The 22,842-nt window shown below is 63.1% G+C and carries 20 protein-coding genes; 14 read left to right on the forward strand and 6 right to left on the reverse strand.

Annotation, left to right across the window (positions count from 1 at the left end):
- The first annotated feature begins 115 nt into the window (after positions 1-115).
- The 3 genes from CKO25_RS08750 to CKO25_RS08760 all read left to right on the forward strand — a co-directional run bounded on the left by CKO25_RS08750 (position 116) and on the right by CKO25_RS08760 (position 2,700).
- Positions 116-586, forward strand: a complete 471-nt coding sequence (locus CKO25_RS08750) for a hemerythrin domain-containing protein (protein WP_200387552.1) — start codon at positions 116-118, stop codon at positions 584-586.
- A gap of 125 nt (positions 587-711) precedes the next feature.
- Positions 712-1,461 carry an S-methyl-5'-thioinosine phosphorylase gene (locus CKO25_RS08755; RefSeq protein ID WP_200387553.1) on the forward strand — a complete coding sequence of 250 codons (750 nt, stop codon included), beginning with the start codon at positions 712-714 and terminating at the stop codon, positions 1,459-1,461.
- 81 nt (positions 1,462-1,542) lie between these two features.
- Positions 1,543-2,700 carry a hypothetical protein gene (locus CKO25_RS08760; RefSeq protein ID WP_200387554.1) on the forward strand — a complete coding sequence of 386 codons (1,158 nt, stop codon included), beginning with the start codon at positions 1,543-1,545 and terminating at the stop codon, positions 2,698-2,700.
- Between the two features lie 270 nt (positions 2,701-2,970).
- Here CKO25_RS08760 and CKO25_RS08765 read toward each other — a convergent pair whose 3' ends face one another.
- Positions 2,971-3,504: a SprT family zinc-dependent metalloprotease gene (locus tag CKO25_RS08765; RefSeq protein WP_200387555.1), complete on the reverse strand. Its 534-nt coding sequence runs from the start codon at positions 3,502-3,504 to the stop codon at positions 2,971-2,973.
- 524 nt (positions 3,505-4,028) lie between these two features.
- Between CKO25_RS08765 and rimP the strand changes: the two genes are divergently transcribed.
- From rimP to CKO25_RS08805, 8 genes are all read left to right on the forward strand, one after another.
- A complete protein-coding gene (rimP, locus tag CKO25_RS08770) occupies positions 4,029-4,487 on the forward strand; it encodes a ribosome maturation factor RimP (protein ID WP_200387556.1) in 459 nt (152 codons plus the stop codon).
- A gap of 82 nt (positions 4,488-4,569) precedes the next feature.
- Positions 4,570-6,072 (forward strand): transcription termination factor NusA, encoded by a 1,503-nt coding sequence (nusA, locus tag CKO25_RS08775; RefSeq protein WP_200387557.1) that lies wholly within the window; start codon positions 4,570-4,572, stop codon positions 6,070-6,072.
- A gap of 17 nt (positions 6,073-6,089) precedes the next feature.
- Entirely contained in the window at positions 6,090-8,981 is a 2,892-nt protein-coding gene (gene infB / locus CKO25_RS08780) for a translation initiation factor IF-2 (protein WP_200387558.1), read from the forward strand.
- A 4-nt stretch (positions 8,982-8,985) separates the two neighbouring features.
- Complete coding sequence (gene rbfA, locus CKO25_RS08785; protein ID WP_200387559.1) at positions 8,986-9,396, forward strand: 30S ribosome-binding factor RbfA; 411 nt, start codon at positions 8,986-8,988, stop codon at positions 9,394-9,396.
- Entirely contained in the window at positions 9,380-10,297 is a 918-nt protein-coding gene (gene truB, locus CKO25_RS08790) for a tRNA pseudouridine(55) synthase TruB (protein ID WP_200387560.1), read from the forward strand. Before rbfA ends, truB begins: the two co-directional genes overlap by 17 nt.
- A 116-nt stretch (positions 10,298-10,413) precedes the next feature.
- The gene (gene rpsO, locus CKO25_RS08795; protein WP_200387561.1) at positions 10,414-10,683 is read left to right on the forward strand and encodes a 30S ribosomal protein S15; all 270 of its coding nucleotides are present in this window, start codon (positions 10,414-10,416) and stop codon (positions 10,681-10,683) included.
- 165 nt (positions 10,684-10,848) lie between these two features.
- Positions 10,849-12,948 carry a polyribonucleotide nucleotidyltransferase gene (gene pnp, locus CKO25_RS08800; protein WP_200387562.1) on the forward strand — a complete coding sequence of 700 codons (2,100 nt, stop codon included), beginning with the start codon at positions 10,849-10,851 and terminating at the stop codon, positions 12,946-12,948.
- Between the two features lie 121 nt (positions 12,949-13,069).
- Positions 13,070-13,813, forward strand: coding sequence for a competence/damage-inducible protein A (locus CKO25_RS08805; RefSeq protein WP_200387563.1), 744 nt, complete (start codon positions 13,070-13,072; stop codon positions 13,811-13,813).
- Between the two features lie 130 nt (positions 13,814-13,943).
- Here CKO25_RS08805 and CKO25_RS08810 read toward each other — a convergent pair whose 3' ends face one another.
- From CKO25_RS08810 to CKO25_RS08830, 5 genes are all read right to left on the reverse strand, one after another.
- Positions 13,944-14,723, reverse strand: a complete 780-nt coding sequence (locus CKO25_RS08810) for an ABC transporter permease (protein ID WP_200387564.1) — start codon at positions 14,721-14,723, stop codon at positions 13,944-13,946.
- Positions 14,720-15,457, reverse strand: a complete 738-nt coding sequence (locus CKO25_RS08815) for an ATP-binding cassette domain-containing protein (protein WP_200387565.1) — start codon at positions 15,455-15,457, stop codon at positions 14,720-14,722. The genes CKO25_RS08810 and CKO25_RS08815 overlap by 4 nt, the downstream gene beginning before the upstream one ends.
- Positions 15,454-16,542 carry an ABC transporter substrate-binding protein gene (locus CKO25_RS08820; RefSeq protein ID WP_338115097.1) on the reverse strand — a complete coding sequence of 363 codons (1,089 nt, stop codon included), beginning with the start codon at positions 16,540-16,542 and terminating at the stop codon, positions 15,454-15,456. Before CKO25_RS08820 ends, CKO25_RS08815 begins: the two co-directional genes overlap by 4 nt.
- A 35-nt stretch (positions 16,543-16,577) precedes the next feature.
- Positions 16,578-17,279 (reverse strand): hypothetical protein, encoded by a 702-nt coding sequence (locus CKO25_RS08825; RefSeq protein WP_200387566.1) that lies wholly within the window; start codon positions 17,277-17,279, stop codon positions 16,578-16,580.
- A gap of 169 nt (positions 17,280-17,448) precedes the next feature.
- Positions 17,449-17,838 carry an Mth938-like domain-containing protein gene (locus CKO25_RS08830; protein ID WP_200387567.1) on the reverse strand — a complete coding sequence of 130 codons (390 nt, stop codon included), beginning with the start codon at positions 17,836-17,838 and terminating at the stop codon, positions 17,449-17,451.
- Between the two features lie 128 nt (positions 17,839-17,966).
- Here CKO25_RS08830 and gltX point away from each other — a divergent pair, with 128 nt between their 5' ends.
- The 3 genes from gltX (at position 17,967) to CKO25_RS08845 (ending at position 22,812) form a co-directional block, all read left to right on the forward strand.
- Positions 17,967-19,382 (forward strand): glutamate--tRNA ligase, encoded by a 1,416-nt coding sequence (gene gltX, locus CKO25_RS08835; protein ID WP_200387568.1) that lies wholly within the window; start codon positions 17,967-17,969, stop codon positions 19,380-19,382.
- 97 nt (positions 19,383-19,479) lie between these two features.
- Positions 19,480-20,958, forward strand: a complete 1,479-nt coding sequence (locus tag CKO25_RS08840) for a glycogen synthase (RefSeq protein WP_200387569.1) — start codon at positions 19,480-19,482, stop codon at positions 20,956-20,958.
- A 57-nt stretch (positions 20,959-21,015) separates the two neighbouring features.
- A complete protein-coding gene (locus tag CKO25_RS08845; RefSeq protein WP_200387570.1) occupies positions 21,016-22,812 on the forward strand; it encodes a SufS family cysteine desulfurase in 1,797 nt (598 codons plus the stop codon).
- The last annotated feature ends 30 nt before the right edge of the window (positions 22,813-22,842 follow it).

Here is a 22,842-nt window from a genome sequence, read left to right on the forward strand (position 1 = left end):
CATCCCGGAGACGCGCGCCTGTCGCGATTCGCGTGGAGTCGTCCCGCCCGACCCTACGCCAAGCTCGGGTCTGCCGCCCGGCACGCGACCAACACCATGATCAGGAGGATGCACCATGTCGACCCTTGAGCAATATCGTCAAACACACACCGCCCTGCGCCAGATGATCGAGGATCTTAGGCTCCTCCTTAAACCGGAGCAGTTACAGATCCGTCCCAATGCCAAAACGGCCTACGAACTGCTGTGCGATCTCGGCGTCACGGTGCGCAACCATCTCGCCGAGGAGGATCGCAGCCTCTATCCGAGTCTCCTGATCCACGAAGACCCGAAGGTCAAATCGATCGCCTGGGGGTTCATCAGCGGTGAGCGCCCATTGCGCAAGACCTTCGATGATTACCACAAACACTGGCTAAAAAATTGCGATTTCAATTTCACCGAGGACTTCCTGGCCGAGACGCACGAGATCCTCGAAATGGTCGATAAGCGCATCGAGCGCGAGGAGCAAGTGCTGTTCCCGAAATTGATCGAGATCGGCCTTTTTCAAGATCCTGCGCGGCCCCGAGGGGCGCGGTCACTGCACCATTGATGAACCCGGCGTCGGCGGAGCCCGCCGCGTTCGGATCCGAGGCGGCGCCGCGAGGCGCCTTTTTTTGGCATGGCTAGGTTCCTCCGCTAGACTGCGGCATCGACTCGACGGATCGCGGAATCTACATGACTTCACTTGCAATTATCGGTGGCTCTGGTTTTTCGGATTTTCCGGCCTTGACGGTCGTGTCCGAGGCGCGGATCGAGACCCCGTTCGGGGAAACGTCCGCACCCGTGGTCCAGGGTCGTCTTGCGGATGCAGCCGTCTTATTCCTGCCGCGCCATGGCGCCGGTCATCGCCTCCCGCCACATCGGATTAACTACCGCGCCAATCTCTGGGCATTGCGCGCGGCCGGCGCCGAACGGGTCATCGGTCTGGCCGCCGTGGGTGGGATCGGCGAGCGTTTTGGGCCGCTGACGCTGGCCGTGCCGCATGACCTCATCGATTACACCCACGGGCGCGAGCACAGCCTCTACGATGGTGAGCGCAGTGGCGTCGACCATGTCGACATGACCGCCCCCTATTGCGAGGAACTGCGTCAGGCTCTCCTCGCGGCCTGTGCCGCGGTCGATTGCCCCGCGCAAGCGACGGCGGTCTACGGTGCGACCCAAGGTCCCCGGCTGGAGACGGCCGCCGAGATTGCGCGTCTCCGACGCGATGGCTGCGATCTCGTCGGGATGACGGGGATGCCAGAGGCCGGTTTGGCGCGAGAACTCGGCCTCTGTTACGCGAGCCTGGCGTTCGTGGTGAACCGCGCGGCGGGGACCGGAGAGGGCGTCATCACCATGGATGAGATCAATGCGAATCTGGCGACTTGTGTGGCGCGGGTCCAGAAGGTGCTCACCCATGTCGCCAGCGCCGCCGATTGCGTTTGATCAATCCTGCTGAGTCCATCAGAAAATCCTGATATAATGGGAGAGACATCCCAACCCACTCTGAAACCAGGAGTTCTCGACATGGCCAAAGACGATACCAAAGACGACGATCAAGCAAGCGGCAGTGGTGCCGATCAGCCGAAACGCCAGGGCCTAGGCTGGGTCCCAAAGCTCTCGATCCTCGCCGTGGTGGTCGCATTCGGCTACCTCTACTACGATACGAGCAAGACCGATTCCACGACGGCCGAGATGTCGTCACCTGACACCAGTCTCAGCGGCACTGAGGCCACGACGGGCATCGTCCCGCAGCAAGTCGTCGAGAAGCTGTCGGAATTGAGCGCGTCAGCCGGCGTTCTGCTCTCGGATGCGACAAGTGCCAGTGTCGACTTCTTCCATGACACGGTTGATAAGGTGAAATCCATGACCGGTATCGGCGATGACCCGACCGTCGCGAGCCCGGCTCCCGAGGCGGTCGCGCTCGACCTGGAGACCGTGGAATCTGGCGTTGATCCGGTCACTGCATCGGCGGCCGCGCCCGTGCCCGCCATGCCGGTCGCCGAGGTGGTGGAGGAGACCGCCGAGGTCGTCGCCGAGGTTGCGCCCGTCAGCCCGCCGGCGCCGAGCGCTGATCGTCCCCTAGCATCCGGATTCGAGCGCCACTTTGCGCCGCTGCCCGCGCCACCAGTGCGATCGACGAGCCAGCCCAGTCCCAGTCCGGCCTCTAGCGATCCGGTTCAGGCCGCGGATGCCGCAGGTTCAGCAGCTGCCGAGTCTTCGGTGGATGCCGAAGCGGCGGTCTTCGCTGAGTCACTGATGCGTGAGCAGGCGCCTGCGACGGTTGCTCCGGCTGCAGGCGACGCGCAGGGCGAGGTTCCGGCAGAGAGTGTGATGCCCGCGCCCACGATGGCCGCTCCGGCAGCCGCACCCGCGACACCGGCTGATCCAGGGCCGATGGCCCCTGCTGGCGTCCAGCCTATGCCGCCCGTGGCTCCGCCAGCCTACGACGTGAGTGGGGTCGAACGTCAGCGCGAGGCGGTCGCGCAATATCACGCACGCATGCGCGCCGAGTACGAGAACAGACGGCGTTTCGCCGAGCAGCAGGCACGCGATTATTGGGCGCGGATGCAGCAATCGGCCCCGGTTGGCATGCCCGCACCCATGATTCCGCCGGGTTATGGTCCCCTGTATGGGGCACCTGGTTATGGACCCATGTACGGGGCGCCAGCCTATCCGCGCTGAGTCGTCGCACCTGCCGCTCGAGTCGTCATCACTTGAGCGGCCTGTTGGACGATGTGCGAAATCGAGAGCCGGGCCGATGTGCTCGGCTCTTCGCGGTGTGATGCGTCGCGGCGGCCAGGGTCGAATGACCCGGCACGCAGCCCATCCCTCTCCCATCCCTCGCCTGGCTTTCTGCACGCCCCCGGATCTTTTCAGCTCAGCAATGATCCGATCCTTGGGATCAGGATCTTATGCGTGACTCAGGGCGCGCCGTTCAGGCTGGAAGCACGTTCAGATCGGAATCAAGGGCTGGCGGCAGCGGCGACAGAGGTAACGGATGCCGTGGCGCCTGATCCGCTGATGACGAATGCTGCTGAGTTCATGCGTCGTGCAGGCGCAGCGATATCGAAAGCGCGCCACCACGCGCGTTCGCAAACAGGACACATCGAAATTGTGGCAGCGTGCAGGTTCGACGCCGAAATGGCGCATGATATGGCGCCATTCCGCGCCGTGGGGGCGGATGCCGAAACCATGACAGTGGAAGGCGGCCACATGGGCGACCTCATGGGGTACGGTCTCGTGCATGAAACGCTCGGTGTGGCGGAGCAGGAGTTCGCGGTTGTAGCGGATCACCGCCGGACCATCCGCGCTCACCCGGGCTTGCCCGGCTGCCGTGCCGCGCAGATCGAAGCGGACCTCGGTTGCGGGCATGGTCCGCGCAAGCCAGGCCTCGGCGACCGAGAGGAGTCGCCGGGTGCGTGCGGCGGCGCTTTCTAGAGGGTCGTTGAGTGACGGTTGCGCGGCTGTCGTGGTGGTGTCGTCCATCTTAGGCTCTGATGCCGAGGTTCGGATGAGGTGACCGGGGTCGTGCGGTCGAGCGGCGCGGTATCTCATCACAAGATCAGGATGCCTGCTCGCCAATCCGTGCAATGAGCGAAAGCCGGTGTCGCATTCGGCGCAATCGGGTCAGGCGGTTCTATTGCGAATGTGCAGTCAAGCAGATACACTCCAGAGGCTTGGCGGATGTGATGAGTCGACAGGCGCCGTGAAGGTTGGCCTGTTTATGCAAACCCCTTCAACGGGGTTTTTTTATCCTTCGCGCCACGACTGCTCTGCCATCCCCGGGTGGTGTTGCCTAACCTAGTCGTGTTCGTCTGCGGGTGACGCCTCAGTGTGGCTCAAGAGGAGCAGGGGCAGATGGTTCGGATCGCGTGACTTCGATCGCCCCGTGGGCGTCGAGAACCGAGCAGATCAATGTTGCCATTACGATCGGCAACCGAAGGTCGAACTCGACCAATCGTCGTGAGTCGTTGGGCCGATGGCCCAATTTTTGTTTCTGAGGACGAGAGATGGAGCCAGCGGAAAGTCGTCTGAATCGCATCGCGCATGGCGTCGTGGCGTCGCTTGGCTACGAACTCGTCGGGGTTGAACACCTACAGCGAGGGGGAGGTCAGGTGACCTTGCGCGTCTACATCGATCACGAGCGCGGGATCGGTTTGGATGACTGTGCCGCCGTGAGTGAGCAACTCAGTGCGGTCCTCGATGTCGAGGATCCGCTGCAGGGCCAGTACGACTTGGAAATCTCCTCACCGGGATTGGACCGCCCCCTGGTGTTCCCGGCCCACTTCGAGCGCTTTGCCGGGTCGCGTGCGAAGGTGCGATTGTCAGAGAAGATCGCTGGGCGACGAACGCTGGAGGGCGTTTTGATCGGGTGTGACGGCACTGTCGTCAACCTGGAGGTCGATGGGCACCCTTGGGCGATCCCCCTGGATCGAATCGAGAACGCCCGACTCGTCCCGGTTTATTGAGCGTGCTGGTTGCGGCACCGAGGTCGGCGATCCTCGCGGCAGTGCCAACGGAAGTCGGGTCTTTTGAGTCGGATGAGGTTGAATGAGCAAAGAGATCTTAATGGTCGTCGAGGCCGTCTCGAACGAGAAGGACGTCTCGGAGGACGTCATTTTCGAAGCGATCGAGGCCGCCCTGGCGTCAGCAACCCGCAAAAAACATGGCGGCGAGATCGACGTGCGGGTCGCAATCGACCGCAAGACGGGTGACTATCGGACGTTCCGTCGCTGGGAAATCATGCCTGATCCAGAGCATGGCGCACTCGATGCACCCTGGCGCCAGATCACCTGTTCCGCCGCGCAAGTGCTCGAACCCGAGCTCTCGCTCGGAGACTTCGTCGAGGAGGAGATCGAATCCGTCCTGTTCGGACGAATCGCGGCCCAGACCGCGAAACAAGTCATCGTGCAGAAGGTCCGCGAGGCCGAGCGGGCGAAGATCGTCGAGGCCTTCACCGATCGGAAGGGGCAGTTGGTCACCGGGATCGTGAAGAAGGCCGACCGCGGGACCATTATGATTGACCTCGGAAGCAATGCCGAGGCCCTTGTGCCGCGCGATCATGTGATTCCCCGCGAGTCCGTGCGTCCCGGTGACCGGTTGCGCGGGTATCTGTTCGAGGTCCGCTCGGAGTTGAAGGGGCCTCAGCTCTTCGTCAGCCGGACTGCGCCGGAGCTGCTGATCGAGTTGTTCAAACTGGAGGTGCCCGAGGTCGGCGAGGGACTCATCCAAATCCTCGGGGCGGCACGTGATCCGGGATCGCGCGCCAAAATCGCGGTGCGCACGGCGGACACTCGGATCGACCCGGTTGGCGCCTGTGTAGGGATGCGCGGCTCGCGGGTACAGGCCGTCTCCAATGAGCTCAATGGTGAGCGCGTCGACATCATCCTCTGGGACGAGAACCCGGCTCAGTACGTCATCAACGCCATGTCGCCGGCCGATGTGGTCTCCATCGTGATCGATGAAGAGGCGCGTAGCATGGACGTGGCGGTCAAGGAGGAAAACCTCGCTCAAGCGATCGGTCGCAATGGCCAAAATGTGCGACTGGCCAGCCAGCTCACGGGCTGGGAGCTGAATGTGATGAACGAGGAGGCCGCGGCCGCCAAGGGCGAGCAGGAGGCGTTGCGTTCGGTGCGGGTCTTCATGGACCAGTTGGGAGTCGACGAGGGTCTCGCGACCGTCCTGGTGGAAGAAGGGTTTAGCACGGTCGACGAAGTCGCTTACGTCCCGCTCGTGGAGATGCAAGCGATCGATGATCTCGATGATGACACCATCGAGTTATTGCGAGAGCGCGCCAAGGATGTGCTTCTGACGCGTGAGATTGCGTCCGAGGAGGATCGCACACCCGATCCCGCCACCGACCTCCTGGAGATGGAGGGGGTTGACGAGCCACTCGCGTACGCGCTGGCAGAACGCGGTGTGGCCACGGTCGAGGATCTCGCCGAGCAGTCGGTCGATGACCTGCTTGGTATCGACGGGATGGATCGTGAGCGGGCTGCCCGATTGATCATGAAGGCACGCGAGCCTTGGTTCGATGATGCCCCGAAGGGTTAGAGAATAAAGGTCAGTTCATGAGTGAAGTCACGGTCAAGCAACTCGCTTCCACGGTCGGGATTCCGGTCGAGCGTCTCCTGACACAGCTGCACGAGGCGGGGATCAGCGCCGAGAACGCTGAAACCACCTTGACGGAGCAGGAGAAGGTTCAGCTGCTCGGTTATCTGCGGCGCAGCCACGGTAAGGCCGACGCCGATGCCGGTGCGGCACCGGGCCAGGTGACCCTGAAACGCAAATCAGTCAGTGAGCTTCGGCAGCCCGCGGCCACGCCGCGTGGCGCCGGGGCATCGCGCCCCACGGCCGCGAGTCGCTCCAAGACCGTGAGCGTCGAGGTTCGACGCAAGCGCACCTACGTCAAGCGTCCCGAAGAGGCGTCCGCGGCTCCCGCGGAGGCGGCTCCGCAACCGACACCGACGCCCACGCCCACGCCCACGCCGACACCCACACCTCGCCCATCGCCACCACCACCACCACCGGTGGGACGCAAGCCCGCCGCGGCGTCGAGGCCATCCTCGGAGCGTTCGCGCCCGGCCCGTGATCGATCCGGCTTCTCCGCGATTCCGCACGATGGCGGCCGGCGCCGGATTGAGCTTGAGGCGATGCGAGCCGAGCAGGAGGCGCGGCGCCTCGCCGAGCAAGAGGAACAGGAGCGTCATGCTCGCGAGCTGGAGGAGAAGCGTCGGCTCGAGGAACAGGCGCGACGCGCTGCCGAGGCGGAGGCCAAGCGTCTCGCCGAGGAGGCTGAGGTCCAGCGCTTGGCTGCGGAAGCCGCCGGTGCCGTCGAGCGCGAGCGCATGGCAACGAGCGAGCCGGCGGTGGATCAGGAGCCAGCGAGTGCCACACCGTCGGACGTGGTTGCCGACGAGGCCGATGCTGCCGTCAGTACGCCCCGTCGGGGCGAGGCGAGCAAGCCGAAAAAGGCGGTGAAGCGCTCGCCCGAGCCGCCTGAGAAGGAGCGCTCCGCCAAGAAGGCAAGCAGAACGAAGGACGGGGTGCGCAGTCGTGAAGCCGCGGTGTCGCCAAGTGCCGATTATGAAGAACTCGATTCGGCGCCGGGCGCGGCCGGTCGCGGCTTGCGGAAGAAGAAGAAATCGCCAAAGCCGCAGCTCCAAGACAAGCACGCCTTTCAAAAACCCACGGCGCCGATGGTGCGTGAAGTCGAGATCCCAGAGGTCATCTCGGTGGGAGAACTCGCGAGTCGGATGTCGGTGAAGGCTTCGGAAGTCATCCGCGAGCTCTTCAAACAGGGCATGATGGTGACCATTAATCAGACGCTCGATCGGGATACGGCCACGATCGTCGTCGAGGAGCTCGGGCACAAGGCGATCATCGCCGACGAACGCGACGCCGAAGGCGTATTGCTCGAGGAGATGCAAGAGCAGGTTGAGCTGGCGGATCTCGTGTCGCGTCCGCCCGTCGTGACGATCATGGGTCACGTCGATCATGGTAAGACCTCCTTGCTCGATTACATTCGGCGCACTCGGGTGGCCTCGGGAGAGGCGGGCGGGATCACGCAGCACATCGGTGCATACCATGTCGAAACCCCGAGAGGCACCGTCTCGTTCCTGGATACGCCCGGACATGCCGCATTCTCGGCAATGCGGGCACGTGGAGCGCGGGTCACCGATATCGTGATCCTGGTTGTGGCCGCCGATGATGGCGTCATGCCACAGACCGTCGAGGCGATCCAGCATGCACGGGCGTCCGGAGTTCCCCTCATCGTCGCGATCAACAAGATCGATAAGCCCGAGGCCAACCCGGACAAGGTGATGCAGGAATTGACCCAGCATCAGGTGGTGGCGGAGGAGTGGGGCGGCGACACCATGATGGTGAAGGTGTCGGCCAAGAGCGGTGACGGGATCGACGAGCTGCTCGAAGGCATCCTGCTGCAGTCCGAAGTGCTGGAGCTGAAGGCCGCCGTTGAAGGTCCGGCCCGCGGGACGATCGTGGAGTCGAGCCTCGACAAAGGCCGGGGTCCGGTCGCGACTGTCTTGGTGCAGTCCGGGACCCTGCGGCGTGGCGACATCATCGTCAGTGGCGGTGAATACGGTCGGGTCAGGGCGATGTTCGATGAATCGGGCACTCAGGTCGATGCGGCCGGTCCCTCCATTCCCGTCCAGGTCTTGGGGCTCTCCGGGACACCGTTCGCGGGCGATGACGTCATGACGGTCGCGGATGAGCGTCGTGCACGAGAGGTCGCCGATCTGCGCTCAGCCCGGACCCGGCAGAATCGCTTTGACGAACAGCGTGGCGTGAGTCTCGATCAGCTCTTCTCACAATTGAAGGAGGGTGAGCAGAAAAGCGTCAACCTCATCATCAAGGCCGATGTCCAGGGTAGCCTCGAGGCACTCAAGGACAGTCTGCTGAAGCTCGGCAACGACGAGGTGAAGGTCGCTCTGGTGGCGGCTGGCGTGGGCGGCATCACGGAATCCGACGCCAATCTCGCCGTGACCTCCAATGCCATCCTGCTCGGGTTCAACGTGCGCGCCGATGCCGCCGCCCGTCGGGTGATCGAGGAGAAAGGGCTCGACCTGCGCTATTACAGCATCATCTATGAACTGATCGATGACGTGAAGAAGGCCCTATCCGGTCTGCTCAGCCCGCTGGTAACGGAAGAGATCGTGGGCCTAGCGCAGGTGCGCGACGTGTTCCGCTCCTCGAAGTTCGGCGCGGTTGCCGGCTGCATGGTCACCGAAGGGGTGATCAAGCGCAACAATCCAATCCGGGTGCTGCGCAACAATGTGGTCATCTACGAGGGGGCACTTGAATCACTGCGTCGCTTCAAGGACGACGTGAGCGAGGTGAAGGCCGGGGTCGAGTGCGGGGTTGGTGTGAAGAACTACAACGATGTCCAGCCAGGCGATCAGATCGAGGTCTTCGAGCGGACCGAGCGCGCCCGCGAGTTGTGATGCGATGAAGGACTTCGATCGTACCGAGCGCATTGGCGCGGAACTCAAACGCGTCCTCGCGACCCTGGTTCGTGACGAGGTCAAGGATCCGCGATTGGCCAACATCACGGTTCATGAGATCCGGGTGACGCGGGATCTGGCGCATGCCAAGGTCTTTTTTACTTGCTTTCCTGTCGATGAGGATCCCGCCCTGCAAGCGCGCCTCCTCAACGGACGGCTGGCTGGGTTCCTGCGCCACGCACTTGCCCAGCGGGTGAGGCTGCGCACGATTCCCCAGTTGCATTTCGTCTTCGACGAATCGATTGGCCACGGCGAGCGTCTCGCCGCCTTGATCGAAGCGGCCGTAAAACAGGATGACGAGTCCAACCAACAGCGGAACGATTGGGAGCTGCAGGTCGATGGGACGCCGACGTAACACGGGCAGGGCCGTCACGGGTATCCTGCTCCTGGACAAACCACTGGGCTTGACGTCGAACGATGCGTTGCAACGTGTCAAGCGGCTCTTTGGCGCGGCGAAAGCGGGCCATACCGGTAGTCTCGATCCCCTGGCCACGGGGTTGTTGCCCTGTTGTTTCGGCGATGCGACGAAATTTTCGGCCTACCTGCTCGATGCGGACAAACGCTATCGTGTCCGCGTGCGCCTGGGGATCACCACGACCACGGCGGATGCCGAAGGCGAGATCCTGACCCAGCAACCCGTGGAGGGAGTCGATGAGGCTCGGGTCCGCCAAGCACTCGCCGGTTTTCTCGGCACCATCATGCAATGCCCACCGATGCATTCAGCGGTTAAGCATCAGGGGCAACGACTCTATGAACTCGCCCGAAAAGGCGTCGAGGTTGAACGGACCCCGCGCGAAATCCAGATCTTTGCGCTCGACTTGCTCGCGATGATGTTGCCCGAGATTGAACTCGACGTACACTGCTCGAAAGGGACTTACGTGCGGACCCTGGCCGAGGAGATCGGCGCGGCCATCGGTTGCGGTGCGCATGTGAGTGGTCTGCGCCGCAGCGCGGTCGGTCCCTACAACGAGACCCTGACCTCCTTCGTGGCGCTCGAGACCCTCGAGAACTTGGCCCGCGATGGTGATCAGGCGGGCCTCGATGCTCTCTTGTTACCGCTCGATAGCGCGCTGGGGCATTGTCCTCGCGTGCGCCTGTCCGCCGATGCCGCTTTTTACCTGAAGCAGGGTCAGGCCGTCTTGGTGCCCCAGGCGCCGACCGAGGGGCTGGTTCGCCTCTATGGTCCATCGGATGACTTCGTTGGCGTCGGTTGCATCCTCGAGGATGGACGGGTCCAACCGAAACGACTGATTTAGAACCGATACATCCATGGTCGGATCCCCTGATGTCATTGTCGGGGTGATCACGCCAGCGCCTCTCGATGCGCTGGTGAACGGCCGTCTTTCTCCCTCACCGTATCAGGAGATCCCCAATGACAATGACCGCCGTTGAGAAAAAACAAATCGTCGAGGACTATCGTCGCAGTGAGTCTGATACCGGATCTCCCGAGGTCCAGGTCGCGCTCCTCACCGCGCGCATCCTGCAGTTGACGGAGCACTTCAAGGCGCACAAGCACGACCACCACTCACGACGCGGGTTGGTGCGCATGGTCAATTCGCGACGCAAGCTGCTCGACTACCTCAAACGCAAGGATCTCGATCGCTACCGCGAGCTGATCTCACGGCTCGGCCTGCGGCGCTGACCGACTCTCTCCTGGGCGCGGCGAACATCGCGTGGGGCCTGACGGTCACCGAGCGCCGCGTTCCGGGATCTGCCGAGGGTATCGGCACACGGCCCTATCACCATGGCGCTTGCCGGGGCTCATGGCCCGACACCATGACGGACCACATCCTGCGAGGATCTACTCGTGATTCCCAAAGCTATCGTTAAGCAGTTCAAACTCGGTGACCAGACGGTCACCATCGAAACCGGCGAGATCGCGCGCCAAGCCGACGGCGCGGTGTTGGTCAATGTCGAGGATACGGTCGTCCTGGTGACAGTGGTCGTCGACAAGCGCCCCGGCGCGGTGCGCGACTTCTTACCCCTGACCGTCGACTATCAAGAAAAAACCTATGCCGCGGGCCGGATCCCCGGTGGCTTCTTCCGCCGCGAGGGCCGGCCGAGCGAGTCCGAGGTCCTGACCTCGCGGCTGATCGATCGTCCGATTCGTCCCCTGTTCGCGAAGGGATTCCGCCAGGAGGTGCAGGTCATCGCGACGGTGAAGTCGCTGAATCCGGCGGTCAATCCCGAGGTTCCGGCGATGCTCGGCGTCTCCGCGGCACTCGCTCTCTCGGGCGCACCCTTCAATGGCCCGATCGGTGCCGCGCGGGTCGGCTACAAGAATGGTGAGTATCTGCTCAATCCCGCTGTGGTTGGGCTCGGACCGGACTCCGATCTCGATCTCATCGTTGCAGGGACCGAGAAGGCGGTCTTGATGGTCGAGTCCGAGGCCCGTGGTCTGAGCGAAGAGGTGATGCTCGGCGCGGTCCTGTTTGGCCACGAGCAGATGCAGCCGGCGATTCAAGCGATTCGAGAGCTGGCAGCGGAAGCGGGCAAACCACCTTTCGCCTGGACCCCCGCCGAGACCGATGAGGCGCTCGCACGGGCGGTCGCCGAGGCTGGCGCGGAACCGATCGCCAGTGCCTATCGCATCAAGGAGAAGCAGGATCGCTACGCCGCGCTCGACGCGGTGCGCACCGCCGTGGTATCCGCGCTCTGCGCGGGCGAAGACTCGACCTGGACCGAACCCCAGGTGGTGGGAGCGATCGAGACACTCGAAAAGACCACGGTGCGAGCCTCGATCCTCGCGGGTCAACCCCGGATCGACGGCCGTGATCAGACCACGGTGCGACCCATCACCATCCGCACCGGAGTCTTGCCACGCACCCATGGTTCGGCGCTCTTCACCCGTGGTGAGACGCAAGCACTGGTCATCACGACGCTGGGGACCGAGCGCGACTCGCAGATCATCGACGCTTTGGAAGGTGAGCGTCGTGAGCACTTCATGCTGCATTACAACTTCCCCCCCTTCTGTGTCGGCGAGACCGGGCGGGTCGGGACTCCGAAGCGGCGCGAGGTGGGCCACGGGCGGTTGGCCAAGCGCGGCGTGCTCGCAGTCATGCCGAGTATCGAGGAGTTTCCCTACTCGGTGCGGGTGGTCTCCGAAATCACCGAGTCGAACGGATCGAGTTCGATGGCGAGCGTCTGTGGCACCAGCTTGTCGTTGATGGATGCCGGCGTGCCGGTGAAGAGTCCGGTCGCCGGCGTCGCCATGGGTCTGATCAAGGAAGGCGATGCCTTTGCCGTTTTGACCGACATCATGGGCGACGAGGATCATCTGGGCGACATGGACTTCAAGGTCGCTGGTACGTCGGAGGGTATCAATGCGCTGCAGATGGATATCAAGATCGAGGGCATCACGGCCGAGATCATGCGCACCGCCCTGGAACAGGCGAAGTCAGGGCGCTTGCATATCCTCGGCGAGATGAACAAGGTGATCGACGCCCACCGCGCGGAGATGTCGGAACATGCCCCGCGGATCATCGAGTTGAAGATCCACCCCGAGAAGATTCGCGACGTGATCGGGAAGGGTGGTTCGGTCATCCGTGCGATCACGGAGGAGACGGGAGCCACGATCGATATCAACGATGATGGTGTGGTCAAGATCTTCTCGGTCGAGAAGGCTGCCGGCGAGGAGGCCAAGCGCCGGATTCGCTTGATCACCGCCGATGTCGAGGTGGGTAAGGTCTACGAGGGGCGGGTTGCGCGGCTGATGGATTTTGGCGCCTTCGTGACGATCCTCCCCGGTCGTGACGGCTTGGTCCATATCTCCCAGATTTGCGAGGAACGCGTCCAGAGTGTGAGTGACAAGCTCTCCGAGGGCGATCAAGTTCGCGTGAAAGTCCTCGAGGTGGACAAGCAGGGCCGCATCCGGCTCAGTATGAAGGCGGTTGCCCCGGGCGAGTGATCGCTCGGAATTGACCACGGTGAAGGAAGGGGGCGGACGCCCCCTTTTTCGTGTTTAGGTTCCACTGCCGCGCATTCGGATTGATCGCCGGGTGCGGCATTCGATCGGGAGGGTTTGGAAGATGTCTGACGCGAGCGGGGCGCCTCGTTCATTCGGCCTGATCGTGATCGGCGATGAAATTCTCAAGGGGACGCGCAGTGACGCCCATTTTGCCGCCTTCAAGCAACTGGTGGGCACGCGCGGGCATGAACTGGCTTGGCATTATCTCTTGCCCGACGAGCCACTGACGTTGGCGGCACACCTGCGCTTTTCGATGAGTCGCAACGAGCCGGTCTTCGTATGCGGCGGCATTGGGGCCACGCCCGATGATCACACCCGGCAGTGTGCCGCGCAGGCCGCTGGTGTGCCACTAGCGCGCCATCCCGAGGCACAAGCCCTGCTTGAAGACCTGTTTGGGCAAGCGGCGTATCCAAACCGCATCCTCATGGCGGATCTGCCCGCGGGCTCGACGCTGATTCCGAATCCAATCAATCGGATCCCGGGTTTCTCCCTGAAGGCGCATTGGTTCCTCCCCGGATTTCCCGAGATGGCATGGCCGATGGCCGAGTGGGTGTTGGATCAGCATTACGGGACGGCGGAGCAGATTCAGGAGATCGCCGTGCGGGTCCTCGCGGTTCCGGAAAGCCGTCTCATCCCGCTGATGCATGATCTTGGGCGAGAATTTCCTGACTTGAATCTCTTCAGCTTGCCTCACCTAGGAGCGGATGCGCACATTCGCCTCGGCTTTCGGGGGCGTGGTGGTCTGTCCGTGGCCTATCAGGCCCTGTGCGAGCGACTCGCGAGAGAGGGAATCGGCTACGAATGATCGAGCACACCGCGGACGTCCTCGGCACGATCCGCCGCGTCGAGGATGATCTTCGCATGGCCCATGCCATGTTGCGCGATCTCTGACATGGCCGAGCTGAATCAAGCCGACTGCTGTCGCGGCGGGTGTCTCATGGGCGCTGTGTGCCATGCCAACGATGTAGCAGCAGCCATTCGATGACGCTCAAGATCGCGTAGAGAATGACGCCGATGAGGGCGAGCAGCACGAGTGCGGCGAACATCTTGGCGATTTGGAGACGGTTGCCGGCCTCGAGGATGCGCCAGGCGAGTCCGTTGGTGTTGCCCGAGGCCGCGGCAAATTCGGCGATGACGGCACCCGCGAGCGCTAGACCGCCCGCGGTCTTGATGCCGGCTAGGAGATAGGGCAGGGCGGAGGGCACCAGCAGCCGCCGAAAGGTCTCCCAGAAGGTGGCGTCATAGAGCCGAAAGAGATCGCGCAGGTTGGGATCGACCGCCTTCAGCCCAGCGGTCGCGCTCGCCAATACCGGGAAGAAGGCGACGATCCAGGCCAGAATGAGGACCGCGAGCCAGGCGTTGTCGAGCCCAACCCACACCATGATCAGCGGGGCGATCGCGATCACCGGGGTGACCTGAAGAATGACCGCGTAGGGGGAGAGCATGGCCTCGGCGAGACGGCTGGCGGCAAACAGGGTCGCTAGTGCGGTCCCGGAGATCACGGCCAGCGCAAAGGCGGCGAGCGTGGTCGCGAGGGTGGTTGCCGCCGATCCATACAAGGAGGCCCCATCGCTCTGAAAGACGGCCAGGATCGCCGAGGGGGGTGGGAGGATGAACGCGGGCACCTCCCAGTGGACGACGGACCACTCCCAGAACCAGATCAGCCCCGCAAAGAGGGCAAGCGGAAGTATGAGATTCAGGGCGTTGCGAATCATGTCATGACATCCTGCAGGATGGCGAGGATCCGACGCACGAGGGCATTGAACTCGGTTGAGGTCCGATAGAGTGAATCGCGGGGATAGGGCGTCGGGTTCGTGATGTCGGCGACCAACCGCGCGGGCCGTGCGCCGAGGATGAGAATCCGTCGCGACAGATAGACGGCCTCGAACACCGAGTGGGTGACGAAGAGCGTGGTGAAACGCCGTTCGCCCCAGAGTCGCAGGAGATCGTCGTTGAGCTGACTGCGAGTGAATTCATCGAGCGCTGCGAAGGGCTCGTCCATCAACAGCACAGCAGGTTCGGCGACCAGCGCACGGGCGATCGAGACGCGCATCCGCATGCCACCGGACAGTTCACGAGGTAGGGCGTTCGCAAAATTCGCCAGGCCCATGGGCTCGAGGGCCCGTCTGGCTCGATCGCCCGCCTCGTTCCTCGCGACACCAGCCAATTCGAGCGGTAGCGCCACATTCTCGGTGGCGGTGGCCCAGGCCATGAGGGTCGGTTCCTGAAACACGAACCCCAACTTAACTGGCCCGGGCCAGCGCACCTGACCCTGGGTCGGTCGCTCGAGCCCGGCAATGAGGCGCAGCACCGTGCTCTTGCCGCAGCCCGATGGGCCGAGCAGCGAGACGAAGTCACCGGCCTCGATTTCCGCGCTCAGTTCCGCCAGTGCCACCGTTCCGTTGGGGAAGGTCTTGGCCAGGCGCTCGAGTTCCAGTGCCGTGCTCACGGTGCGCTCGGGATGAAGTCCAGTCGATAGGCACGTTGCCAATCCAAGTCCGGGCGATAGACGCCATACCCAGCCATGGTCGTGAAGAACGCCTGCCAACGCACATCGGTCATGGTGCCGATGCCGCCGCTTTGGGCATCACCGCTGTGCACGAGTTCGTAGCGGTTGATCGCGGCGATCGCGCCGTCCAGCACTGCATCGGTCATCTCGGGATTCGCGGCCTGGATGAGGGCATTGCCGGGTGCCGGATCGCCGTTGAGATAGTCGTGCCAACCCGCGATGGATGCGGTGACGAAGGCCTGTACGACCTCGGGGCGCGTTTGGATCAGACGATCCGTCGCCATGATGAGGGTTCCATAGGACGGGTAATCGTCATCGGCGAGCAGGAACACCTGTGGTGCCACGCCGCTCGCTTGTTCGATCTCATAGGGTTCGCTCGTGACATAACCCTGTTGAATGGCGCGTGGGTCGGCCAGAAAGGGGGCAAGATTGAATGTGTATTTGCGGATTTGACGATCGGAGAAGCCAAATTTCGCCTTCAGCCAGACCCAGTGACTGGCAACGCCCGCGTCCGAGATCATGATCGGCAGACCGCGCATGTCGGCGATCGAGCGGACATCCTCGCGCGGATGCGTGATGAGCACCTGGGGATCCTTCTGAAAGATCGCGGCAACCGCCGTCGCCTGGATCCCAGCCTGGACCATGTTCAATGGAATGAAGCTGTTGGAGGCGACCCCGAAGTCCACCTCATGGGCGCCGAGGAGGATCGGGACATTGACCGAGGGGCCGCCTTGGATGAGGTCGACAGCGAGTCCGGCGTCCGCGTAGAATCCGCGCGCCATGGCTTGGTAGAAGCCGCCGAGGGGGGCTTGTGCCTTCCAGTCCGTGACGAATCGCACCCGGGTCAACGGCTGATCCGCGGCGGCCGGGGCACCCGAGGTGCTTGCGGCGGCGGGATCTTGAGCAATTGCAGGGATCCAGGGGAGCAGGGCACTCAGTGCCAGCGCCGAGGCCAGGAGAGCGATGCGGTTCGACATGGTGACCTCCAGGACCTGTGTCAGAATGCTCGGCAACCGTTCACGCACGCGCTCCGCTGCCGCCTCCACCGCTCGCCAGCAGTCTACTCAAGGTCAGCGGGATGAGGCTCGGTCGGGAGGGCGTCCTGGAGCGGTGCGAGGAGACGGTTGAAATCGTCAGGGTTCACGTATTGAATGATGACGTTACCATTAGGATCGCGACCGATGTCCAGGCCGCGCTCCGGGTATAGCCAATGGATGATGCCTGTCGTTGGTTCAGTCAAGAGCAAGGCCGGCACACCGAAGCGCTGCTCGATCAGTTCCTCGTCGAGGCGTGCCTTGGGCAGGTAGCTAATGGAGCGAATCGGACGCGATGCGAGGGCGTCGATATCGTCCTGATCGAGTCGGACCTTGCGGCTCCCGCTCCCGACTTGGCTGATGCGCAGTCCCCGCTCGTACATGCCGTCCAGTTCAGCCTGGTCGACATCGAGTGTGACGACGAAATCGGCGCGCAGCCGCTGAAGGTGGATTTGATCGAAGTAGCTCTCGACGACATAGGGTTCGTCCCGCGTGGGATCCTGGAAGAGGTTGATCTTCCCCTCCTCACCAAATAGGGCGCGGACCTCGGCGAGCGTTGATTCGCCGATCGTAAAACCGAAGACCTGCGTGCGACCGGCCTCGTCCAGGGTGATGAGCCAGGGCAGACGCGGTGTCTCATCCTCGATCATCGGAGGCATCAGGAGCAGGACACCCAGGAAGGCAAGCACCGCCACGGCGAGGATGGAGAGGACGATTTGTCGGTCCATGGGCGGCCTGGTCTCCCCTAGCGGGTGCTCACCGAGTGATTCAGAAAATGAGCCGGCGCTCGCGGACCGGCGACGGCTGCTCGATCCTACGTCGCATCCCCCCGCGCGGCAAGCGCGCGAGACGCGTGGACGGTGGCTCGTAGGTGGCTCGCAGGTGTTCAGCGTCGGCTCATGCTCCCCAGGGCATCAGCCCAGCGACCACCCGCCGTCCCTCGCCGACGAGGATGTTGTAGGTGCGGCAGGCCGCGCCTGTACTCATCACCTCCAAACCGATGCCCCGGGACAGGACAACCATGGACAATTCGGGGGCGGGAAACGTCTGGGTGGCTCCGGTTCCGATCACCAGGACCTGAGGTGGCGCGGGACCATCAAAGGCGAGGAGTTCCTCCAGGTGCTCGACGCGCAGGTCGCCCGGCACCATGGGCCCCCAATCGGCTTGCACGCGCCCAGGCGCGAGCATCATCCCACTGGTGATCCAACGTCCCGCGATGCAAATCCCATCCGGTCCGTAGGACTCGACCAGATAGCCCGCGCTGTCATGGATTTCGGAGAATTTCATGTCCGAACCATAACCGACAGGCTGAGCCAGAAACAACCCTCGGGATTCCGCTCTTCCGGATCGCATCACCGCTGCGCGAGCGCTCTGTTAGAATTATCCAATCATTGCCATGATGGATTCGCTAAACCATGACCGTTCGCACACGATTCGCGCCGTCACCAACCGGTTACCTGCATGTCGGCGGCGCCCGCACCGCGCTGTTCAGTTATCTCTTCGCGCGCAAGCATGGTGGCCAGTTCGTGCTGCGGATCGAGGATACCGACTTGGAGCGTTCCACCGCGGAGTCGGTGAATGCCATCCTTGAGGCCATGACCTGGCTGGGCCTCGAATACGACGAAGGGCCCTTCTTTCAGACTCACCGTTTCGAGCGTTACAACGCCATCATCGAGACCCTGTTGGAGAAGGGTCTGGCCTACCGCTGCGACTGTTCGAAAGAGCGTTTGGAAACGCTGCGCGAGCAGCAGATGGCGCAACGGCTGAAGCCACGTTACGACGGCCATTGTCGCGGTCAAGCGATCGATCCTGACCGTCCCCACGTCATCCGCTTCAAGAATCCGGTCGATGGGGTCGTGGTGGTGGATGACCTGATTCGCGGGCGCATCGTGTTCGCCAACGCCGAACTGGACGACCTCGTGATCCGGCGCAGTGATGGGGCACCGACCTATAACCTGAGCGTGGTCGTCGACGATGCCGACATGGGCATCACCCACGTCATTCGCGGGGATGATCACATCAACAATACCCCGCGTCAGATCAACATCCTCCGCGCGCTTGGATACGAGCCCCCCCGCTATGCCCATGTCCCCATGATTCTTGGCGACGATGGCGCGCGGATGTCGAAACGTCATGGCGCGGTGAGCGTGATTGCCTATCGGGATCAGGGGTATCTGCCCGAGGCGCTCCTGAACTATCTGGTGCGTCTGGGATGGTCGCATGGCGACCAGGAGATCTTTTCGCTCGAGGACATGATCGCGGCGTTCGAGATCAGCGATGTCAACCGGGCGGCATCCTCCTTCAACACCGACAAGCTGGACTGGCTCAATCAGCATTATCTGCAACACGCCGATCCAGCGCGGATCGCTCGACTCCTCAGCCCGCATATGGGCCGTCTCGGGATCGATCCGGCCGCGGGTCCAGATCTGAGCTCGGTGGTGCAGGCGCAGGCCGCGCGCGCCAAGACCCTCACCGAGTTGGCCGAGATCAGCGCCTTTTTCTATCGTGACTTCGAGACCTTCGACGAGGCCGCGGCGAAGAAGCATTTGCGCCCAGTGGCGCGTGACGGGCTCGAGCGTTTACGGGCGGCCTTTGAACTCATGGCCTATGAGGACTGGACGCTCGCGGGCCTGAAGCATGTGGTCGAGGGGGTCGCCGAGGAGTTGGGTTGTGCCCTGGGGAAGGTGGCGCAGCCGCTGCGGGTCGCGATCGTTGGCCGGGCGGCATCGCCGGGGATCGACGAAACGCTCTTGTTGGTCGGCAAGGAGGCAACGCTGCGCCGCATCGATCGGGCGCTGGCTTTCATCGCGGCGCGCGCGGAGCGGGACTGAAGGGCGCGCGGACTGGTTGGGTCTGACCAAGGTGCATGACCCCAGAGCGCTCGGCTCAACCTCAGGCAAGGCGCGACGGCATCGGGATCCCTGCGCGATGAACATCGCCATGGTCAGCGCGGAATGTGCTCCCATCGCGAAGGCGGGCGGGCTCGGTGATGTCGTGCATGGACTCGCGCGCGCCCTCATCGCACTCGGCCAGCAGGTCGAAGTCTTCATGCCCGACCATGACGTGCTGCGTCGGGACCTCATGGGCGAGCGCCACGTGGTGTGTCGGGATCTGCGCGTGCTGTTCGGACAGGAGTGGATCAACTGTCACGTCGATCGCAGTGAGGTCGACGGGATTCCGTGTGTCCTGATCGATGCCGCCGCGCCGCGCCGCTTCTTCGCGCGTGGGCGGATCTATGGCGAACCCGACGATGCGACGCGCTTCGCCTTCTTTTGTCGCGCCGTCCTGACGCTCATGCAGGCATCGGATCGGCGACCTGATCTCATCCACTGCCACGACTGGCACACTGGCCTGCTGCCGGTGCTCTTGGCCGAGAGCGACGTGGCGCCTGCGCTGTGCCACACACCGGTTTGCTACAGTCTGCACAATGTAGGCTATCAGGGGGTCGTCGATCCGCGTCTGCTCTCGCAAGTCGGTCTGGCCCCCGCCTCACTCATGACCGCCGAGCGTCTGCGTGATCCAACGCACGCGGATGCGGCGAATCTCCTGAAAGGCGGCATCGTCTATGCCGATGTCGTCACCACGGTTTCGCCACGCTATGCCTGGGAGATTCAGAATACCCCGCAGGGTATGGGGTTGCAGGATCTGCTGCGGATCCACGAGGATAAGTTCGGTGGACTCCTGAATGGTCTCGACGAGCGGGTGTGGAACCCGCTCTCTGATCCTCATCTGCCGGCGTCGTTTGATCCAGAACACCTGGCGGGGAAGGCGCAGGCACGGGATGCCTTGCGGGCGCGACTTGGACTGGGGTCGGGGGCAAAACCGATTTTGGCGATCGTCAGTCGGCTCGACGAGCAGAAAGGCGTCCATCTTCTGGAATTCGCAATTCGCTACGCTCCGCGGCGGGGCGCTCAAGTGGCGCTGTTGGGCGCGGCGCTCGATCCGCGGATCGCGGCCCGCTTCGAACGGGTGCAAGCGGCGAGCGCGGGTAGCGCGGATTGTCGGCTGGTGCTTGCCTATGACGAGGAGTTGTCCCATCTCATCTATGGTGGCGCGGACATGATCTTGATTCCGAGTCTCTACGAGCCCTGTGGCTTGACGCAGATGATCGCGATGCAATATGGCACGGTACCGATCGCACGACGGGTTGGAGGGCTTGCCGACACCATTCATGATGCGAATTTTTCCGATCAACCCTTCACTGAGCGCAACGGTTACCTGTTCGATGACCCGACCGAGGATGCCGTTGCCACGGCCTTGGATCGTGCCTTCGCCTTGTGGTCCCGTCATCCGGACTACTTTCGCCAGTTGCAGCGCAATGGCATGCGTCAGGAACGATCCTGGCACCGTCCCGCTCAGCGTTATCTCGACATCTATCGGATCTGTTCGCACAGCAGTCCGTACTGACCCGGTACCCACCCCTGGGTCGCTCCATCAGCGATGGCAGAGGCGCAAGCGACGACCATGACTCCGCGACTTTCACCGACTCCGGCCTTATCCGTCCCTCTGGACCATGGCGCACTGCGCGATCAATTTCCGATCCTCGCAACCCAGCTCCACGGCCGGCCCTTGGCGTACTTGGACAATGCGGCAAGCACTCAGCAACCCCGCGAGGTGATCCAGGCGGTCAGCGCCTATCATCAGCAGTACCATGCCAACATCCATCGTGGTGTCTACGAACTCTCGCGCAATGCCACGCGCATGCATGACTATGCCCGCGAGGTGGTCGCCCATTTCCTCCATGCCGCCGAGCCCGCCGAATGTCTCTTTACCCGTGGGACAACCGAGTCGATCAACCTCGTCGCGGCGACCTGGGGGCGGGCGAACCTGCGTCCGGGCGACGAGATCATCCTGACCGAACTCGAACATCACTCCAACATCGTTCCCTGGCAGATGGTCTGCGCGGAAACGGGTGCCTGCATTCGGGTGATCCCAATCAACGATGACGGCGAACTCGATCTGGCCGCCTATCATCGTCTACTCTGCTCGCGCACCAGGCTGGTCGCGGTCAATCACGTCTCCAACGCGCTCGGCACGGTCAATCCGGTTCGCGAGATGATCGTGGATGCGCATGCCGTGGGCGCGCTCGCGCTGATCGATGGCGCGCAATGGGTGGCCCACGGACCGACCGACGTCCAGGCGCTCGATGCGGATTTCTATGCCTTCTCTGGCCATAAACTCTATGGCCCCACTGGAATCGGCGTCTTGTACGGTAAGCGGTCCCTGCTCGAGGCGATGCCGCCCTATCAAGGGGGCGGGGACATGATCGAACGGGTCACGTTCGCGCAGACCAGCTACGCACAGATCCCCAATCGGTTTGAGGCGGGGACCCCACACATCGCCGGGGCCGTGGGGCTCGCGGCGGCGATCGATTGGCTCGAAGCAATCGGTTTCGAACGGGTGGCTGAACATGAGCAGGGTCTGCTGAAACGGGCCACCGAGCGGCTGGGCAACATTCGCGGCCTGGACATCAAGGGGACCGCCCGCAACAAGGCTGGCGTGATCTCTTGGGTGATCAGTGATCCACCGCTGGGCACGCTGGATATCGGGATGCAACTGGACCTGCGGTCGATCTGCATTCGCACCGGCCATCATTGCTGTCAGCCGCTGATGGATCGCCTCGGGGTTTCCTCGACGGCGCGCGCCTCCTTTGCCCTCTACAATCAACTCGCCGAGGTCGAGCGACTGGCGGATGCGCTCGAAGAGATCATCACTGCCGTGCGGGCTCGCGTTGTGCCCACCGCGCCGAACCGAGCCGCTGATCACGGCGGCATGGCGGCCCCGAGCGAGGAGTTTCCCCAGTTTCCCGCGGCGGTTGCGGAGAGCCCGGCCGCGGCGGCTGAAACGATCGCCGAGGTTTTCGCCATCTTGCCAGATTGGCCGATGCGCCATCAGCAGATCATGGATTTCGGCGAACGTCTGCCGCCAATGCCGGCGGCACTGAAGACAGAGGCGCATTTCGTTCCCGGTTGCCAAAGCCGCGTCCATCTCGCGGCGCGCGTGCGTCCAGGAACCGATTCCGTGATCGAGTTCCTAGCCGATAGCGATGCGGGCATCGTCCGGGGTCTCATCGCGCTGCTCCAGCAGCTCTATTCGGGTCAGTCCGCCCAGGACATCCTCGCCTTCGATGCCCAGACCTTTTTTTCCAGTCTCGGGCTCGACGCGCATCTGAGCATGACCCGCCGTAACGGTCTGTTGTCGCTGCTCGAACGCATCCGTCAGATCGCTCAACGGCAGGTCGACGCACACCCTACTGCTTAGGATTCACTCCTGACGGCCACGCGCGTTTGG

The sequence above is a fragment of the Thiocapsa imhoffii genome, assembly GCF_016583985.1.
Classification (GTDB): Bacteria; Pseudomonadota; Gammaproteobacteria; order Chromatiales; family Chromatiaceae; genus Thiocapsa; species Thiocapsa imhoffii.

Coding starts and splice junctions, on each gene's coding strand:
- CKO25_RS08750 (WP_200387552.1), top strand. CDS start 116: ATGTCGACCCTTGAGCAATATCGTCAAACACACACCGCCCTGCGCCAG.
- CKO25_RS08755 (WP_200387553.1), top strand. CDS start 712: ATGACTTCACTTGCAATTATCGGTGGCTCTGGTTTTTCGGATTTTCCG.
- CKO25_RS08760 (WP_200387554.1), top strand. CDS start 1,543: ATGGCCAAAGACGATACCAAAGACGACGATCAAGCAAGCGGCAGTGGT.
- CKO25_RS08765 (WP_200387555.1), bottom strand. CDS start 3,504: ATGGACGACACCACCACGACAGCCGCGCAACCGTCACTCAACGACCCT.
- rimP (WP_200387556.1), top strand. CDS start 4,029: ATGGAGCCAGCGGAAAGTCGTCTGAATCGCATCGCGCATGGCGTCGTG.
- nusA (WP_200387557.1), top strand. CDS start 4,570: ATGAGCAAAGAGATCTTAATGGTCGTCGAGGCCGTCTCGAACGAGAAG.
- infB (WP_200387558.1), top strand. CDS start 6,090: ATGAGTGAAGTCACGGTCAAGCAACTCGCTTCCACGGTCGGGATTCCG.
- rbfA (WP_200387559.1), top strand. CDS start 8,986: ATGAAGGACTTCGATCGTACCGAGCGCATTGGCGCGGAACTCAAACGC.
- truB (WP_200387560.1), top strand. CDS start 9,380: ATGGGACGCCGACGTAACACGGGCAGGGCCGTCACGGGTATCCTGCTC.
- rpsO (WP_200387561.1), top strand. CDS start 10,414: ATGACAATGACCGCCGTTGAGAAAAAACAAATCGTCGAGGACTATCGT.
- CKO25_RS08805 (WP_200387563.1), top strand. CDS start 13,070: ATGTCTGACGCGAGCGGGGCGCCTCGTTCATTCGGCCTGATCGTGATC.
- CKO25_RS08810 (WP_200387564.1), bottom strand. CDS start 14,723: ATGATTCGCAACGCCCTGAATCTCATACTTCCGCTTGCCCTCTTTGCG.
- CKO25_RS08825 (WP_200387566.1), bottom strand. CDS start 17,279: ATGGACCGACAAATCGTCCTCTCCATCCTCGCCGTGGCGGTGCTTGCC.
- CKO25_RS08830 (WP_200387567.1), bottom strand. CDS start 17,838: ATGAAATTCTCCGAAATCCATGACAGCGCGGGCTATCTGGTCGAGTCC.
- gltX (WP_200387568.1), top strand. CDS start 17,967: ATGACCGTTCGCACACGATTCGCGCCGTCACCAACCGGTTACCTGCAT.
- CKO25_RS08840 (WP_200387569.1), top strand. CDS start 19,480: ATGAACATCGCCATGGTCAGCGCGGAATGTGCTCCCATCGCGAAGGCG.
- CKO25_RS08845 (WP_200387570.1), top strand. CDS start 21,016: ATGACTCCGCGACTTTCACCGACTCCGGCCTTATCCGTCCCTCTGGAC.